We start from the raw sequence: 16,659 nt of genomic DNA on the forward strand, positions 1-16,659 counted from the left end.
TCGTGCAACGACAACTATCGACTTGTGTAACGTCACCTGCCGACTCGAGATTTGAGTAGACGATTTATATCCTTTCTGAAAAAACTTTACAAAACGTCGACGTCGGCGATCTCACGCGCGTTTCGTCGTCGGATTATTGATATTATTGATATTATTGATATTATTGATATATAAGGAACGGGGTCTGATTATCAACGAGTTAAGAGGGGTAAAATTGAACGGTTCTTCAACGGTTCTCTCACGGTTGTTCAACGAACGATTCATTTCCAACGAAAAAACAACCCCATGATGACCCCTTTTTTATGGTAAAAAAAGAGGACAAACATACCTAATTCCTCATCGCTCGGAGTATCATTTTTCAATAGAATACCTGAACGCTTTTTTCAAGCTTTCCGTGTAAACTTTTTGGGTAGATTCTCTCTTGAGGAATAAAAAAAAGACGCAAGTGTAAATCGTAAAAGATCCGAGCGGAGAAGTTTTATCGCAGACGCTTTTTTATAACTGCAGGATTGCCCACTGCCAAACAGTCATCGGGTATATCATGCACTACCACAGAACCCGCTCCGATGATACATCGCCTACCAATATGGACACCTGGACACACAATGACGCCCCCACCCAACCATGTATCATCGCCAATACTGATGGGGTGAGAAACCTCTTGCGGCAAGCGACGCTCCAAGTAGTTCATCGGATGTTGCGGAGTGTACAGCTGACAGTTGGGACCTATAAGGACATGATGCCCAATGCGCACATAAGCACCGTCCAAGATAGTACAGTTATAATTGAGAAACGTATGCTCACCCATCACAATACCATGCCCATGGTCGCAATGAAAGGGAGGACAGATGGCTGAAGATGAAGGAATGCCAGGAACAAGTTCCTCTATGATTTCACGATAACGGTCATCGTCCATTGTCATGGTTTGCAATTGGCGACACAGTTCTTTGGCATGCGCAAGACTGGCAGCAATTTCTGGGTCAGTAAAGGAATATAACTCCTCTGTGCGCATCTTTTCGAATTCTGTCTTCATCTCATCAAGAATTGAGCGGTTTGTCTAAATGCAAGCAACAGTCCACGGATAACTAACATTGCTCATCGTGTCCGTTGCATAGACCTCATCATTTTTGTAAGGTATCTCTATGCCTACAAATATAAGAATAATTGTGGACAACGAGGGCTAAGATTGTTAATTATTGTAGTTTTTCATGGAAAAATGGCATGGCGTTTGCATGTTTGTCATAAATCATTTATCTTAGCAAAAAATTCAAGAAGTAAATTATTTATGGAAGTAAAAGAGTTAGAAAAACTAATTAGAGAAAAGGAAGGTTCGTTGTCATTGGCTTTCCCTGCCTTGATGCGCAAAGTATATGTATGGATGACATTGGCTTTGGTCATCACTGGCATAACGGCATACGGAGTGGCATCATCGCCCAATATTATGATGTGGCTGGTACAGAAGCCTGCCATTTTGTGGGGACTGATTATTGCCGAATTGGCATTAGTGTTAACGGTATCCGCAGCCATCAACCGACTCTCACTGACGACAGCCACCCTGTTGTTTGTGCTTTATTCGGTACTCAATGGTGCCACCTTGTCACTCATCTTTATGGCGTACACCCTTACATCGATAGCCAGCGTATTCTTCATCACGGCAGGCACCTTTGGAGTCATGGCAGCCTATGGATATTTTACCAAGCGTGACCTTACCTCATTAGGAAAGTTGTTGCTCATGGCATTGATTGGGCTTATCATTGCCAGCGTGGTAAATATCTTCTTCGTGAAGAGTAGTGGCTTTGACTTGATTGTAAGTTACATCGGTGTTTTGATATTCGTAGGACTGACCGCCTATGACACTCAGAAGATTAAGCAAATGCTTGCCTTACAAACAGACATGGGCGAAGGCGCACAGAAGATTGCGCTCATGGGTGCATTGTCACTGTACCTTGATTTTATCAACCTGTTCTTGCATTTGTTGCGAATATTTGGCAGTCGGGAGTAAGGCATAAGAAATGCCGGCAGAGGGAAATGCCCCTCAATGCATACCCGCTACAACCAGCCGAACTCTTACCAAAGACAGGTACATCTTATCATGCACAAAGACGGTAAAAACTTGCAGCGTGAACACTATTGGCACCTGTTTGTGAATAGTGACAGCGAAGAGAATCGTGCAGAGTCATTCTCCTCGCTGTACCGCCTTTTTGTGAATGAACTAATGGCATATGGGCGAGGTCTTGGTTTTGAAACTGTTATTTGTGAGGATGGCGTTCACGATGTATTTTGTACTCTTTACTCACACCGCAAACGGCTAAAAGACGTTACCGACATTACAGCTTACTTATTCAAGTCGTTTAGGAACACTTTACTGAATGCCTATAAGCAGAAGGCACACATAAGCGATGTGGAGACTGTACAAATACACTTTTCCACAGAGGTAAACGTTACAGACACATTGATAAGCGAGGAACAACGTCAAGACGTGGCAGAGACTGTGGCCAAGCTATTAGAAGTACTTACCGACCGACAGCGCGAAGCCATTTACCTGCGCTACATGCACGGCATGGACTATCATGATATTGCTATACTGATGAACATGCATCCCGACTCCGTACGCAAGATTGTGTACAGAGCCATGACTACATTACGCGAAAAGGGCAAACAGCTGCACAATCCGCTGCTGTCCGCCCTAATTACCTATTGGCTTGCCACATCGTGAGCAAGCCCTACAACAATCCCCTTAAAGATACCTACAGGCACTCCTGCCATCAGGCTGCCATAAAATTGTCTAAAGCTTGATTGCCCCCCTAAGCCTCACATCTGCCGAGGAAGCCCCAACTAAAATATCAAATTTTCCGTGTTCCAACACCCATGCATGACGCTTGGGATGGTAATACTTAAATGCGTCATCTCGCAAAAGCATTTCCACATGCCTGGTCTCACCAGCCTTCAGGAAGACCTTGGCAAAATTCTTTAGCTCCTTGTAAGGTCTGTCGACCATAGCAACGGGGTCGTGCACATACAATTGTACCACTTCAGCTCCGTCTTTTCTCCCCGTATTGGTAATATCAAAAGCAACCTTTACCATTCCTTTTTTCTTGTCTGTAACAACTAAGCACAGATTGTCGTAAGCAAAAGTCGTGTAAGACAATCCGTGTCCAAAGGCAAACAAAGGTTTGATGCCCTTGCGCTCATACCCCCGGTATCCTACATAAATACCTTCTCGATAAAACACCTTACGCAACATTCGCGTTTCATCGTAATTGCCATAGGCAGGAGAATCCTCCCATCTACGCTCCATGGTAAACGGCAACTTGGCAGAGGGGTTCACCTTACCGCTAAGAATCTGTCCCAAAGCTGTACCTCCCTCTTGTCCAGGATATAGCATGTGCAAAAGTGCAGGCGCCTTGTCTATCCATGCAGACATATCCATGGCACCTCCACCATGCATTGCCACAATGGTACGAGGGTTGACTTTGACAAGAGCCTGAATAAGCGCATCCTGTCCATAAGGCAATTCAAAAGACCGATCAGTCCCTTCAAACTCCAAGCTGGCATCCAGTCCTCCACAGAAGACCACACAATCTGCCTTCCGTGCCAAGTCCAAGGCTTCAGAATAGTCAACTGCATGCGCATAATCCCAACCCATCCTTATCTCGGCTGGGTGACAGTTGCGATTCCAATAAGTGAGGCACACTGTATGCTTTCGTCCTTTTCGCGAAGGAATCTTTATCCATTGGTTGGCAAACGTCTGACTATGCCTCTTGTCTATGACAGTGCTGCCATCAACATCCAACCTATAACCTCCTTGTGCATCAACAAAAATAAGAATAGAATCGTTGCGTTCTGATGCGATGACTCCTTTCCACTCTACCTGATAGGCAGCACCTAAAGACCTTACCGCTGAGGCACCTTCCTCCCACCTGAAATCAATCTGTTTGTCTATTTGGTTTATAGAATGGGTACCAGTCGATACTTTACCTGTATCAACCAACGGCACATAGCACGCCTGCAAGCCACGCTTTCCTTGAGATGTTGTAAACACGCTGTTGCTAAACAATCTACGTTTGTATGCGTTGGATACTCCTTCATGATATGACACCTGTGCTTGTGGAAAAGCTTTTTTGATACCTTCCAAATCAGTCACCACATACCAAGGGTTAACCTTTGAACTCCCACCACCACCATATGAGCAACTTTTCACATCGTAACAATTGTCTGACACGACATTAGGGTTGGCATTAGGTCCAATCACAGCAATAGAACTTGGTGACTTGAGTGGCAAGATTCCTTCGTTGTTCTTGAGCAAGATAATTCCCTCACATGCCTCTTCGTAAGCAGCTTGGTTAGCTTCCTCATTATAGGTAGGCACGGAAACATCTCTACTCACTGGCTTGTCAAACAAACCCAATCTGAAGCAAGGCAGTAGGATGTGGGTAACCATAGAATCTATTTCGCTTGTCTTTATCGCACCAGACTTTATTAACGGAAGCAGTTGCCGTTGGTTGAGGTAATCGAACGTTCCCAGTTCCATGTCCAATCCTGCCCGAACAGATTCCAATGTGCTGTGAGTGGCACCCCAATCCGACATTATAGTTCCCTGAAATCCCCATTTACGTCGCAATACGTCTGACATGAGATATTTGTTTTGGGCGCAATATACTCCATTGACCAAATTATACCCCATCATGACTGCTCCTACTCCAGCACGCTGTATAGCAGCCTTGAACGGAGGAAAGTAGATTTCTTGCAAAGCCCTTTCGGAGACTTCACTACTGACGTGATACCTATCGAACTCTTGGTCGTTCGCCACAAAATGCTTTACTGTTGCCAATATTCCATTTTGCTGAATCCCCTGTATGAAAGGAACTGCCATTTCTGAAGCAAGATAAGGGTCTTCACCCATGTACTCAAAGTTTCGAGAATCTTTGGATGAACGGTAGATATTTACCCCAGGTCCATAAAAGACTTGAATGCCACGTGCTTTCCATTCTTTTGCATAAATGGCACCAATGCGATAAGCAAGCTCCCTGTTCCACGAAGCTGCCAAGGAAAGCTGACTGGGGAATGCCGTAGCTCGGCCTTTGAGTCCCCATGAGGCAATTCCCAAAGGACCATCAGCTGTTTCCAGACATGGAATTCCCAAACGTTCGCATCCTCGATAAAAGAAGTCGCTCTGCAACATATATATTTTTTCGTTCAATGTCATTCGCCCTACCAAGTCATTCACTCGCTCACGTGGAGAGAGTGTTTTCTGTTGAAACGGTAGTGTTTGTGCAGACATACACAATGGAGAAATTAGAGCTACAACAACAATATATAAAGTCTTGCGTAAATAATTCATTTTTTCTTTGTTTATTATAGAATGATTGTCATCTGTCAATATGTTTTTTGGCAAACTGCGTTTCTCACTGCCATTGCATCATTGGTTCACTGTCACAGCTGCTATGACACTATCCACCATCAGTAGGTAATCACCTTTGGGTTGCATCACTTCATCGCCACCACTCATTGCCCATGTTCGTTCCATGGAGAAAAAGTCTGGTGTCTGAGGTTCCTCTCCTCTAAGCTGCCCTGCCAACATGGCAAAAAAGGCACGCCAACGAGGTGCATAATACTGCTTCAACAGTCCTGCCCACTCCTTGTTGGCATAATCGTGAAGCCTCGTTGTCGCATCATCGGGTCCCCAGTAAGAAATAAGGGTACGAGCATTCACCAAAGCCTGCTTTTGATCCTGCTCATTCTCCCCATACTGTCTGGCTGCCTGTAACCATTTGCCTAACAAGAAGAACTTATTGGTGGACAGCAAACTATCCTGCAGGTCAATGAGGTGTAAAAATGTCGAGCTATACCTGTTAAGAGCCAAGGAATCCTTTTCATTGTAGGCATACACAACTTGGTTATACACATTGCGTGCATTGTTTGCCATTACCTGCCTTGCCAAATCTACCAAGTCATATTCGTATGTTTCTGAGCCTTTGAAATGTACTGCCGCTTTCCTGAACAAGACAAGAGCCTGAAGGAGTTTCTCTGGCTGATACTGCATCTTCTTTGGTCCCCATGTGGAGACACTGGTTACATGCAACGATGGACGTGCACAAAACACAGACTCGTATGTGCCTTCCCCCTTTACCTCGAACTCACCGTACACCGAATTCGCCAACAACTGCCATGCTCGGTACAAATCATCGTTCCATGTTCCATAACGATACCATATATATTGGCGCAGCAGATGGTCAACAGAAGGAACAGTATCGCTCCATGCTGTTTGCAGAGCCAAGTCGTACACAACAGGATTCGTGTGTATGCCTTCGGGCAGGATGCCCAAGCCTTTAAGCCTACCATGCTGCGAGGCTGCTAATGCACGATGCGGTTGTTCTACCAATACAGGCAGTTGTCCGCCCATGTCGGTTTTCCCTCCGAAATGGTTGACACTTCCCCATATCCATGGTGTTTGCCCGAATTCATCTGACTGCTTCCATGATGCGTCTATCTCGCCCGCCAGATTGATTAACAACACATGCTTTTTGTCTAATCCTGCCAATAAGGCTGGGGCTGGATTGTCATTCCAACCTTGCAATACCCATTTGGCGTCTGGAAAATGCGACAACATGCACTTTTGTACTTTCGATGCCATGGAAGAAAGGTCTACCCCTTTAGCGTTCCCACCTTCATGAAAAAGATCTCCCCCAAAGTAACGCAAGTCAGTACCGTAGTACTTTTTCATATTATCATAATAAACCTTGGCCATACGGTTGAAGAGTTGACTCTGTGGCAACAGAATACTTGGACGCTGAAATCCGTTCCATTTTCCTTGACTCACGACACAAGCCTTGGGATACTTGTCGTGCAAAAAAGAAGGAACAATACCAGGAAATCCCTGCACGACAGGCTCAATGCCCAACTGACGCATTCGTCGTAGAATTTTGACTTGTAACTTATATCTGTCGTCAATCATCTGCTGACTCATCGGACCGCCCCATCCCTCAAGATTGCCCATTAGCCACCAAGCCGTATAACCTGGTCCTGGAATAAAACGTGCGATATCATTGTCACCAAAGTCAAAGGCTCGCAACGTTTCCTGCCAAACCTTCTCCATGCCCAAAGGAGCAAGCATTAGATTGACACCGTGAAGAGCCATCCAGTCGAGCTCGCGCTCAAAATCTTTCCACCTATAAAAAGCATAGCTGTAGTTATAGGTGCAATAGTTGAGCGAGTAGCGATAGTGAAAAGGCGTTGATATGCGGATGGGCTTGGCGATAGGCACAACACGCTCAATGGGCTGCCGATTGTCGCCACAATGCGAGATGCTTTGGTGACACACCTGGTTAAGGTAATAGTTGACGGCTACCGATGCCGCAGACAGCGAATTAGCTCTCACAACGACATTGTCTTCTTTCGTAGATAATTCGAAGGTTTCCTTGGATTCTGACGGCAACAACTTAAAAATGATATGGTTAGAGAGAGAGGGTATCTGGCGACGCACCATCTCATGCACACCGCTGAAGTCAAGAGCGAGACAAGACGACGCATACCCCAAGACCGACAAAAATCCTAAAAACCTAAGAAATATTTGTAACATAACGATTGCTTATTTAAGGCGTATATCAGCAAATACAGGATAGTGGTCGGATGCAGTAGAAAGGTCGAGCTGCTCACCTTTTACGGACAGCCGCCTTACCACGTGAGTACCTGTTACCGTAATTTTTGCCGCATGTTGCTGTCCAAGAAGTACATAGTCTATCGTCACACCAGGCTGTTCTGGCAGACTACCCGACACATCGCTTACTATCTTGAACTTCTGCATCAGCTCTGGGAATGCAGACTGTTCGGGCTTCCATGTTGGAGAATCATTAAGGTCGCCTATCAAAAAGAGTGGCACGCCAGATTCCCTGGCTTTGCGGTTAATAAGTTCTGCACTTGCCTTTCGGTTCATGGGATTCAGATCCATATGTGTGGCAAACACCGTAAATTTGGGAAACTTCGCCTCAATAAGCATACGAGGCTCATCCCCAGGAAGAGGTGTAAACTGCACATCGTCAACTTTCATGCTGCGCTTTACCAATAAGCCACATCCTATACGTCCTCCATCAAAGTTGGCTGCCGACCCAAAAAACAGCTCATAATCGATACCCGTGTACTTGCTTATCTCTTCCAAGAGATAACGTTTGTTGCGATGTACGCAACTACTATCAAGTTCTTGAATAGCCACCACATCGGGAGCCAAAGCTCCTATTACAGAAGCAAAACGGTGCGTGTTCTCATCCGAAAAGGTGGGGGTTCTGTTATTACCTTTGCAGTAGAATGAGTTATAGGTCATGATTCGTATGTCGCCTGACGATTTTACATATTTATAATCGTTTGTTGTTATTTCCGAGCCGTCATCGATCACAACATTTGCATGATTGTTATCTGCACCGCCACATGCCGAAAGAGTCAAAGCCAAGAGCAAGTTGAAAATCATAGTGTGTAATATTGTTTTATAATTCATGTTAAAAAAAATATTTAACATTCACCGCATCTCTAACATAGACATGCGGTGAATATATGTTACGGATTCCACGCAAGCGGTTACCAATTCGGATTCTGCGTAAGTTTTCCACCGTAGAGCGTCACCTGGTCTTGCGGAATGGGATAGAGATAGTCACGCCCTTCGTTCCATTTCCTCGGTTTCTTCCCAATGTCATGCACAATGATGTTTCCACCTTTAGCTCCATGCTCCAACTCTATATTGTCACCCAGCTTAAGGAACGTAGAGATACCGGAAAGTTCTGGATACACACTTTCTGTCGGTGCCTGCTCACCTTCGTACACACAAACATCCAGTGCATCGCTTTTCCCGTTTCCGTTGAGATCCAGCACGACAAACTTCTTTTCCGGGTCCAGTGCAGGAACATACATTCCTCTGAACTGCTTTTCAAAAGCCTTTCCCTCTTTCCAACGCATCAGATCATCATAGCGAAAACCCTCGCAAAAGAGTTCTATGGTCCGTTCGCGCCTTATCTCTAATATCACGCCTTTGTTGGGTCCATCAACCTGTGGATACCCAGTCTCGGCACTCATCAAGTAGGGGTCTGGATTGGCATTGGCTGCTGCCATTATGAGTGGCGGCATTCCTACCCTTGCCCGCAACTTAGATATCGTGCGATCCAAATCGGCTTGTGTCAGCGTTCCAAGCTCCGCCTTTGCCTCCGCCAGATTGAGGTACACCTCTGCTGCACGGAATAGTATGATGTCAGTATGAGCCTTGTTATAACTGTCTTGTCCTCCATCGCTCACCCACTTCGATATTTGATACCCAGTAGTAGCAGAAGCGAAGTTTGGAGAGACCACTGTATTTGACCCTATACGTTTGTGTCCTGGTGCGACAATTGTTTGCGACAATCTTGGATCGCGTCCTTGCATCTCATCGTAGTAATCTAGCTCACGGTAATCCTTTTTATCCGTGAAACGAGTACCATCCATCATCAAATAGCTATCCACTATCTTCTTGTTCATTCCTGGCTTGGCTCCACCTGTAAGAAAATACTGGTTTACGCTGTGCACAATATTGAGCTTCAGGTTATAGTTTCGCGCCAATATCACTTCGTCTTTCAATGCATTATCAGCAATGAAAAGCTGGCGATAAGGTTCTGCAGATTCTGTGTGTAATGTATAAGGACTATCAGATACGAAAGCTTCAGCTGCACTGGCAGCCTCCTTAAGCCAGGTTTCGTAACCAGCTATGCCATGATATTTACGGAACGTCCCCTCAAATAAGAAGATCCGGGACTTCAAAGCCAATGCAGTCCACTTGGTAACTCTGTAAACATTCACAGTACTTGGCAGACTTTCTATGGCACTGTCTATATCCTTGAGGATATTTCCGAGAAGCTCGTCGCGACTCGTGCGTGGTGCGTACAGTCTGTTATCGGTAGACCCTAACTGTGTCTCAAACCAAGGGACAGCTCCAAACCGCTTTAACTTATTAAAGTAGAAGTATGCACGAAAGAAGCGAGCAACTCCCTCATATTCTTTGCGAGCCGCAGCATCAGGACATCTTTCCGCACGGTCCATGAAAGTATTAATATTGACCAAGCTGCCCCACGACCAACCACCTCCAGAGCTGGGTACGGCACGCGTTCCCATTACTTCATTGGTTAGGCTGGTGGGTATGATGAGGTCGGCTGTTTCGCCATACAAAGCCTCAGCATTGGGAAAATCGGCATAAAAGCCATTTGTGAAAGTTGCCAACTCGGAACGATTGTTGAAATAGTTCTCTGCGCCAAGCGCATCCATTGGCTCTCTGTCCAACGAGCAACTACATAGAGAGGCCAATGCCAGCGCAACAGTTATATAATGTATTGTTTTCATAGATTATCAGTATTATTAGAATGAAATGTCAAGACCAAAAGAATAAGTTTTTGAAAATGGGTACACACGTCCATTGGCGTCACTTGTCATCTGCTCTGGGTCGAGGTAGTCATTCTTCAGCTTGGTTGTTGTAAACAGATTTTCGCCACTGAAGTAAACTCTCACCTTGCTCAAGCTCAGCTTCTGGGTCAAAGAAGTTGGAATGGTATATCCTATCGTAAGGTTTTTCAGACGGCAATAGGCCAAGTCTTGCAGATACCTATCGTTTACTCGCTTCATGGCAAACCAACGAGCCTGGTCTGCCCCTGCCCTTGGGAAGTAGGCATCTGTATTTGTAGGAGTCCACACCTTTTCTGCAAAATCAGATGGGATGAAAGAGCTGTAAGCCCGTGAGTAAAGTCCCCAGAACAACATGTTATTATCACCAGGATACAGATTTTGCTTGCCAAGCCCTTGCCAAAACATGGACACATCAAAACCCAGCCATGACAGATTTGCCGTAAAGCTATAGAGGTATCTTGGCATCCTGTTTCCTAATTTCAGCAAATCACCATGATCATCAAGCGTTCCCTTTCCATTGTCAATCTTCTTAGAACCATCAATGTCAGAGAATATCAAATCACCAGCATTGGAGGTGAAACGATTTCCTCCCAAGAAGGTTTGGTCTACATGTCTTTTGGCAACCTCATCATCTGTCTTGTATATACCTTCTACATGATAGCCCCAAATTTCTCCCCACTCCATGCCTTCGTAGTTCTTGCCCAGCGTTTTAGTCTCGTTACCAGCAAACTTCACCAACTTGGCCTTGCTGTCAGCCAAAGAGGCAGATATACTGTAAGCAAAAGGATGCCCCGCAAGATTGAACATATCGCTCCAGTTAATCGTCAACTCATATCCACGAGTTCTGAGCTGCCCATTATTCTCCAAAGGAGCATTATATCCATACACAGCAGGCAAGGTTAGCGAAGCGGCTAACATCTCTTTGGTCTCACGCTGGTAAATATCAAGTACACCTGTGAGCCTGTTATTAAAGAAGCCTACGTCTATCCCGACATTCTTAGTTACGATAGTTTCCCAAGTCAGGCTACCCGAAACGGGAGCATCAAGTCTGGTATAGGCATCGCGCTTGTTGTCAAAGATATAATGGATGTTTTCCGTACCCACTACAGAAGCACGACGAATAAACGGATAATAAGGATTGGCATATCCGTCAGTAACTTGGTTGCCCAGCGATCCAACAGAACCTCGTATCTTCAGGTTGCTTACCACGCTGCGCAAAGGACTGAAGAAACGCTCATCGCTCATGCGCCAACCAACAGACACAGAGGGGAAGAATCCCCAACGGCTGCCAGATAAGAAACGAGATGTACCATCGTAGCGCATGTTGACTTCGGCCAGGTACTTGCCCAGATAGTCATAGCTTACCCTGCCAAAATAGCCCAACAGCGCATACTCATGCCTTCCGCCCTTAGCACCTTTGTTACCCGATCCGAGTGCCAGATCGTTCAATACGTCCGACTGGATGCCGTATGATGAAGCCTCAACATTTTTGTAAAATTCGGTTTCATAGTTCATACCAACCACTGTGTTCAGGTTATGTGCACGCTGGAAAGTCTTATGATAGGAGGCAAACAAATCATAAACGGAAACATCCTCGGTTGTTCGTATTTCCTTCAACCGGCTGGCGAAAAATCCCGAGTTGGCAGTAAGCACCACACCTGGTCGTTCGGAATATTCAAAGTTAGCCTGTCTGAATTGCTTATCCTTAATATAAGTGCGATAGGTATACTTACCCGTAACGTCGAGTCCTGGCAGCACATGCACAGTAGCTCCCATAGAGTATGTATGCTGGGTCTTCCCTACGTTCGTAAATCCATTACCCGTTCTAAGCATGGCAGCAAATCCGTCTGCGGGTCGATTGCCCGAGTTTGGCAGTGTGTATACATTCGTACCGTCTGGATTCGCAGGACTTATCCAAGGCATAGCATGAAAGGTGAGGTTGCCAATGTTGCCACCATCCTCATAGTCATAACCAGGTTGCTTGTATTTCGATTTGAATAGTAAGGCACTAAACGAAATGTCAAGCCATGAAGTAGCAGTTGTATTAAACTTAGCCATCAATGTGCGTGTATGGTATTTATCGGTATTGATGGCATAAATACCTTTACGGTCGTTGGCACTGCCACTTACCATGTAGTTGAACTTCTTATTACCTCCACTGATACTCAAGTTGTTGTTCCATGTAGGCTGGCTGTAGTCGAATAGATAATTATACCAATCAAAGTTGCCATAGTAGTGATAACGACCGTCTTTTCCTGTAACAACCCAAGGGCGTTGCTGAACTTCTGTAGCATCATCACGCCGAGCCTTCAATTCAGCATAGTCTTCTTGCGTAAAATTAGTATAACCATTGTTATTGGTGGCCATGTTGAACTGATCTACCAGCCGTGCAGCGTCATAACCGCAGGTCATGAAGGATGTCTTTGTAGTTGGTGCCGACCAGCTGTAACGCCCATTATAGGTAATATGGACCTGCCCGTCCTTGTTTGACTTTGTTGTTACCAAAATCACCCCGAACCCTGCTCTGGCGCCATAAATGGCGTCCGATGCGGCATCCTTTAGTACTGATATAGACTCTATATCGTTGGGATTGACACGGTCGATATTACCTTCCACACCATCAATAAGCACCAGCGGTGCGCCACTGTTGACAATAGAGGTGGCTCCACGTATGTTCATACGTGTTGTTTCTCCTGGTGTACCCGAGGCAAAGGTAATGGTAAGATTGGGTACCTGCCCCTGAAGCATTTGCCCGACACTGCTTACAGGACGGTCTTTCAACTCATCTGCTGTCACTGTACTCACGGCACCTATGAGGTTGGCTTTTTTCTTCACGCCGTAGCCTACTACCACCACTTCGGCAATGTCCGCATTATCTTCTGCCAACACGACAGTGATTTTGGTCTTGGGCTTGTTGATTGTCTGAGAATGATAGCCCACATACGACACATCCAGCGCCGTCCCATCCTGCATGTCTATCGTAAAGAAGCCATCTACATTGCTCACCGTGGCTATGTTGTGACCTTTTACTCTGACAGTGGCTCCTACAACAGGGTCGCCAGCATTGTCAACCACTTTGCCTGTCACCACATACCCCACGGCCTGTTTTTCGCGGTCATGGCGACCGGCTGGACTTTCTTTTGACACCTTTCGCTGCCCATCCTTATAGAGCGTAACCTGCCTTCCCGTACGCCGATAAGCAATGTTGGTGCTGGCAAAAAGCTGCTGCAACACATCGTCTATCTGCCGGTTGTGGCTGCGAAGCGTTACCTTGTTGCGCAGCTCGCCCCTGACATCGTCGTTGTACACAAAAACATAACCGCCAGAACGCTCAATCTTACTGATGGCGTCAGCAACAGTCATGTTTGCCACATTGAGCGTAACTCTTAAACTTTGGTCATTCATGACTTCCGCAGGAACGGCCTGCACGCCAGAGAGCGACAGGATGGCTGCAAGAGCCATGACCTTTGCTGACAGCCGGTAAGGCTGAGGCGACAAATTGTGAGACATAGTTTTAAATAGATTCATGTTAGTTTATAAATTTAGGTTAGTGATATTATTAGATTTTCTTGGCATTAAAAGCTATTCACCTCATTGCGTGGACGACTCTCTTTCTGCACGTTTCGAGAACTCTACCTTGCTGCCGCGTGTGGTATATGTAGCATGGGTGAGCAAGGCAATGGCATCAAGCACGCTTTCGACACGGTCAGACAGGTACAGCTTACCTGAAATATTCTGCCGCATGGTATGGCTATCAACGGCTGTAAGCGCAATGCCATAATACTTACCCACCTGCTGGAAGGCCTCCGCAATGGGGGTGTTGTCAAACAACAAGTAGTTATCCTTCCAGCTTACATAGGAGCGTACGTCAACATCACGCTTCTCCATGCGATTGCCAACGAGCTGGACCTGCTCATTTGGCGACATGACAACCGCTTGCCCAGTAGTCGATTGTACCGTAACCTTTCCTTTAACAAGCACCACCGATGGCACACTGCCATCATGATAGGCCGAAACACCGAAACTCGTACCATGCACCACTACGCTCATGTCCTTTGTATAAACTGTAAAAGGCCGAGATGGCTGATGTACCACATCGACATAAACTTCTCCATTCACCCTTATATTCCGCGCCGTCTTACCAAAGCGAGTGGGCATTTCCACCTGTGTATTGGCGTTTACCCACAATTGTGAACCATCATCCAACAACATCGCAACATGCTTCCCATAAGGAACGGATATATAGCACCTATCACCGCTCAGCAAAGGGAGCATCCTGTCCCTTCCATACACGCGCCCCTTGCTAACGACTATGGGTTCCGTAGAGGACACTGACACACTTTTGCCCCCAACCGTCAGCACGACATCTGTGCCCTGAACTTTGGCAACAAGGCTTTCTTGGTAAGTCTGTCCCGCACCCCATCGCCCAAGAGCCAGATAGCCTAACGGAAGAGCCAAAAGCACCAGCATGGCTGCGACAGCCACCCAACGGTACCATTGCTGCCGCTTATGCTGTTGGGCAATGCTACATTGAATGTTTTGCAGCAAGGTTTCACTTTCACCGTACGCAAAATCGTTGAGGCGTATGCTGTCGGCAACACGTATGGCTTTCTGTATCTCTTGCTCCAACTCGGGATGACTTTGCCAGTACTTCTCCCAATGGGCGCCTAATTCAGAATCGCCCGTGAGGCGCCAAATGACAAAGCTGCCATCCTCTGCCAGCAAGAAGTCTTCGTAAGACTTAGGCATTTGTTCTTCAGTATCCATGGTTACTCAAAAATTTAACTGTAAGACAACGTAAGTAAGAATTTGTAGACATTCAAGCACGACTTTTTTGCGGAAATAACATCTTTTAACAGAATACTCCGACGTTAGTGACTTTTTATCGGCAGTAAAACATTGCCACACCGCACGTCCACCATTCCTTTATGTAAATGCGAATGACAAAAATACCGTAGATGAAAAGCTGTAAAATAGAAAAGGAAAACCTGTAAATGACAAAGAAATATGGATTTTTTGCCAAGGAAAATACATTTATAGCAGTAAAGCATTGTGTCAAGGCAACAACAGCATGTATATTGTCGCCCTTCCAAGCTGCTATTGAGGCACTAAAGCATTGCTTCAGCACATCTTTCAGCTGTTTTTCAATGCGAAAACAGGAGCAGGAAACAACCAGACTTCGGTTATACCGATATAACACACTCGCTTCCAGTTATTTATAAGATGAACCCATATTTTGCGAATTTGGGGAAGGAGGAAAGGCTACTTCAAATATTCAAAATTATTACTGTCCGCTAAACTTTTGGGTAAGATACAAATTTAGGGCTGACACTTCTCACGAGGTATCAGCCCTTTTTGTTATCTTTGCTTTTGTTTCCCAACTCAGATAACATGGGCAAAAGTACACATTTCTTCGGACAGCCGGAATATGGTCAGCTAATAAAATCTCTCGACCATGACAAAATAGTTGAAATAAGCCGCCGAAATGGCGATGATCGGTATGTGAAAACCTTTGACGGCTTCACCCATCTTCTTACGATGCTGTATGCAGTCATCATGCGCTTCGACTCCCTGCGCGAGATAGAGGCGGCAATGACGGCTGAGGTGCGCAAGCTTCACCACATAGGCATTGACAGGGTTCCTAAGCGCAGTACCCTGTCAGACGCGAATGCCAGACGCTCGGAGAAGTTCTTTGAGGACGTGTACCATGACCTTTACGAGTCCAATAAGGACAGACTTTCTTCGGACAGCCGACGCAATGGTACGGAGGAATGGATAAAACGTCTGAGAATCATCGATTCCATCACGATATCAAGAGGGAAAGATGCCAAAGTTGGTGTCCTTGCTTACCAACGACTTTGACATGTCCATGGAGACGATCGTAGCCATCTACCGCAGGAGGTGGCAGATAGAGTCTCTTTTCAAGCGGATAAAACAGAATTTCCCGCTGAGATACTTCTATGGGGAGAGTGCCAACGCCATCAAGATACAGATTTGGGTCACACTCATTGCCAATCTATTACTGTCACTGCTGCAAAGCTCCTTGCAGAGGCGATGGAGTTTCTCAGGGCTGGCTACTATGGTGCGCATAGTACTTATGGAATACCTCAACATGAATAATTTCTTCAACATGCCAGATGCCGACATGAAACTCATGCTTGAAGCAGCGGTTGAATCGCTACCAGAGGTAACAGAAAATGAATAAGGGGGCTTGTCACTAACATGCTGTCATCCGAACTATTGTGTCTC

The 16,659-nt window shown here is 45.8% G+C and carries 9 protein-coding genes and 1 pseudogene; 3 read left to right on the forward strand and 7 right to left on the reverse strand.

Translation table 11 applies throughout. The features are described from left to right. Nucleotides 1–478: 478 nt before the first annotated feature. Nucleotides 479–1,033: a sugar O-acetyltransferase gene (locus tag BN35_RS10710; RefSeq protein ID WP_028901068.1), complete on the reverse strand. Its 555-nt coding sequence runs from the start codon at nucleotides 1,031–1,033 to the stop codon at nucleotides 479–481. Between the two features lie 252 nt (nucleotides 1,034–1,285). On the opposite strand from BN35_RS10710, the gene BN35_RS10715 reads away from it, so the two are divergent. Both BN35_RS10715 and BN35_RS10720 read left to right on the forward strand, forming a co-directional pair. Further along, nucleotides 1,286–2,002, forward strand: coding sequence for a Bax inhibitor-1/YccA family protein (locus BN35_RS10715; protein WP_028901069.1), 717 nt, complete (start codon nucleotides 1,286–1,288; stop codon nucleotides 2,000–2,002). A gap of 36 nt (nucleotides 2,003–2,038) precedes the next feature. Beyond that, nucleotides 2,039–2,716 carry an RNA polymerase sigma factor gene (locus BN35_RS10720; protein ID WP_234396778.1) on the forward strand — a complete coding sequence of 226 codons (678 nt, stop codon included), beginning with the start codon at nucleotides 2,039–2,041 and terminating at the stop codon, nucleotides 2,714–2,716. A 69-nt stretch (nucleotides 2,717–2,785) separates the two neighbouring features. On the opposite strand, the gene BN35_RS10725 is transcribed toward BN35_RS10720, so the two are convergent. The 6 genes from BN35_RS10725 to BN35_RS10750 all read right to left on the reverse strand — a co-directional run bounded on the left by BN35_RS10725 (nucleotide 2,786) and on the right by BN35_RS10750 (nucleotide 15,177). Further along, nucleotides 2,786–5,341 carry a glycoside hydrolase family 3 C-terminal domain-containing protein gene (locus tag BN35_RS10725; RefSeq protein ID WP_025072936.1) on the reverse strand — a complete coding sequence of 852 codons (2,556 nt, stop codon included), beginning with the start codon at nucleotides 5,339–5,341 and terminating at the stop codon, nucleotides 2,786–2,788. Nucleotides 5,342–5,419: 78 nt separating this feature from the next. Beyond that, the gene (locus tag BN35_RS10730; protein WP_025072935.1) at nucleotides 5,420–7,579 is read right to left on the reverse strand and encodes an alpha-N-acetylglucosaminidase; all 2,160 of its coding nucleotides are present in this window, start codon (nucleotides 7,577–7,579) and stop codon (nucleotides 5,420–5,422) included. Between the two features lie 9 nt (nucleotides 7,580–7,588). Beyond that, on the reverse strand, nucleotides 7,589–8,488 hold the full coding sequence (locus BN35_RS10735; protein WP_036893428.1) for an endonuclease/exonuclease/phosphatase family protein: 900 nt from the start codon (nucleotides 8,486–8,488) through the stop codon (nucleotides 7,589–7,591). An 80-nt stretch (nucleotides 8,489–8,568) separates the two neighbouring features. Beyond that, a complete protein-coding gene (locus tag BN35_RS10740) occupies nucleotides 8,569–10,350 on the reverse strand; it encodes a RagB/SusD family nutrient uptake outer membrane protein (protein WP_028901072.1) in 1,782 nt (593 codons plus the stop codon). Nucleotides 10,351–10,365: 15 nt separating this feature from the next. Then, nucleotides 10,366–13,920, reverse strand: coding sequence for a TonB-dependent receptor (locus tag BN35_RS10745; RefSeq protein WP_025072933.1), 3,555 nt, complete (start codon nucleotides 13,918–13,920; stop codon nucleotides 10,366–10,368). Between the two features lie 81 nt (nucleotides 13,921–14,001). After that, nucleotides 14,002–15,177 (reverse strand): FecR family protein, encoded by a 1,176-nt coding sequence (locus BN35_RS10750; protein WP_025072932.1) that lies wholly within the window; start codon nucleotides 15,175–15,177, stop codon nucleotides 14,002–14,004. 624 nt (nucleotides 15,178–15,801) lie between these two features. Between BN35_RS10750 and BN35_RS14315 the strand changes: the two are divergent. Continuing rightward, a pseudogene (locus BN35_RS14315) lies at nucleotides 15,802–16,615 on the forward strand (DUF4372 domain-containing protein). Nucleotides 16,616–16,659 lie beyond the last annotated feature (44 nt).

The sequence above is a fragment of the Hoylesella timonensis 4401737 = DSM 22865 = JCM 15640 genome (assembly GCF_000455445.1).
Classification (GTDB): Bacteria; Bacteroidota; Bacteroidia; order Bacteroidales; family Bacteroidaceae; genus Prevotella; species Prevotella timonensis.

What these genes read in the sequence shown, in the direction of transcription:
- BN35_RS10725 (WP_025072936.1), bottom strand. Translation starts at nt 5,341, where the DNA reads ATGAATTATTTACGCAAGACTTTATATATTGTTGTTGTAGCTCTAATT.
- BN35_RS10720 (WP_234396778.1), top strand. Translation starts at nt 2,039, where the DNA reads ATGCATACCCGCTACAACCAGCCGAACTCTTACCAAAGACAGGTACAT.
- BN35_RS10715 (WP_028901069.1), top strand. Translation starts at nt 1,286, where the DNA reads ATGGAAGTAAAAGAGTTAGAAAAACTAATTAGAGAAAAGGAAGGTTCG.
- BN35_RS10745 (WP_025072933.1), bottom strand. Translation starts at nt 13,920, where the DNA reads ATGTCTCACAATTTGTCGCCTCAGCCTTACCGGCTGTCAGCAAAGGTC.
- BN35_RS10735 (WP_036893428.1), bottom strand. Translation starts at nt 8,488, where the DNA reads ATGAATTATAAAACAATATTACACACTATGATTTTCAACTTGCTCTTG.
- BN35_RS10710 (WP_028901068.1), bottom strand. Translation starts at nt 1,033, where the DNA reads ATGAAGACAGAATTCGAAAAGATGCGCACAGAGGAGTTATATTCCTTT.
- BN35_RS10730 (WP_025072935.1), bottom strand. Translation starts at nt 7,579, where the DNA reads ATGTTACAAATATTTCTTAGGTTTTTAGGATTTTTGTCGGTCTTGGGG.
- BN35_RS10740 (WP_028901072.1), bottom strand. Translation starts at nt 10,350, where the DNA reads ATGAAAACAATACATTATATAACTGTTGCGCTGGCATTGGCCTCTCTA.
- BN35_RS10750 (WP_025072932.1), bottom strand. Translation starts at nt 15,177, where the DNA reads ATGGATACTGAAGAACAAATGCCTAAGTCTTACGAAGACTTCTTGCTG.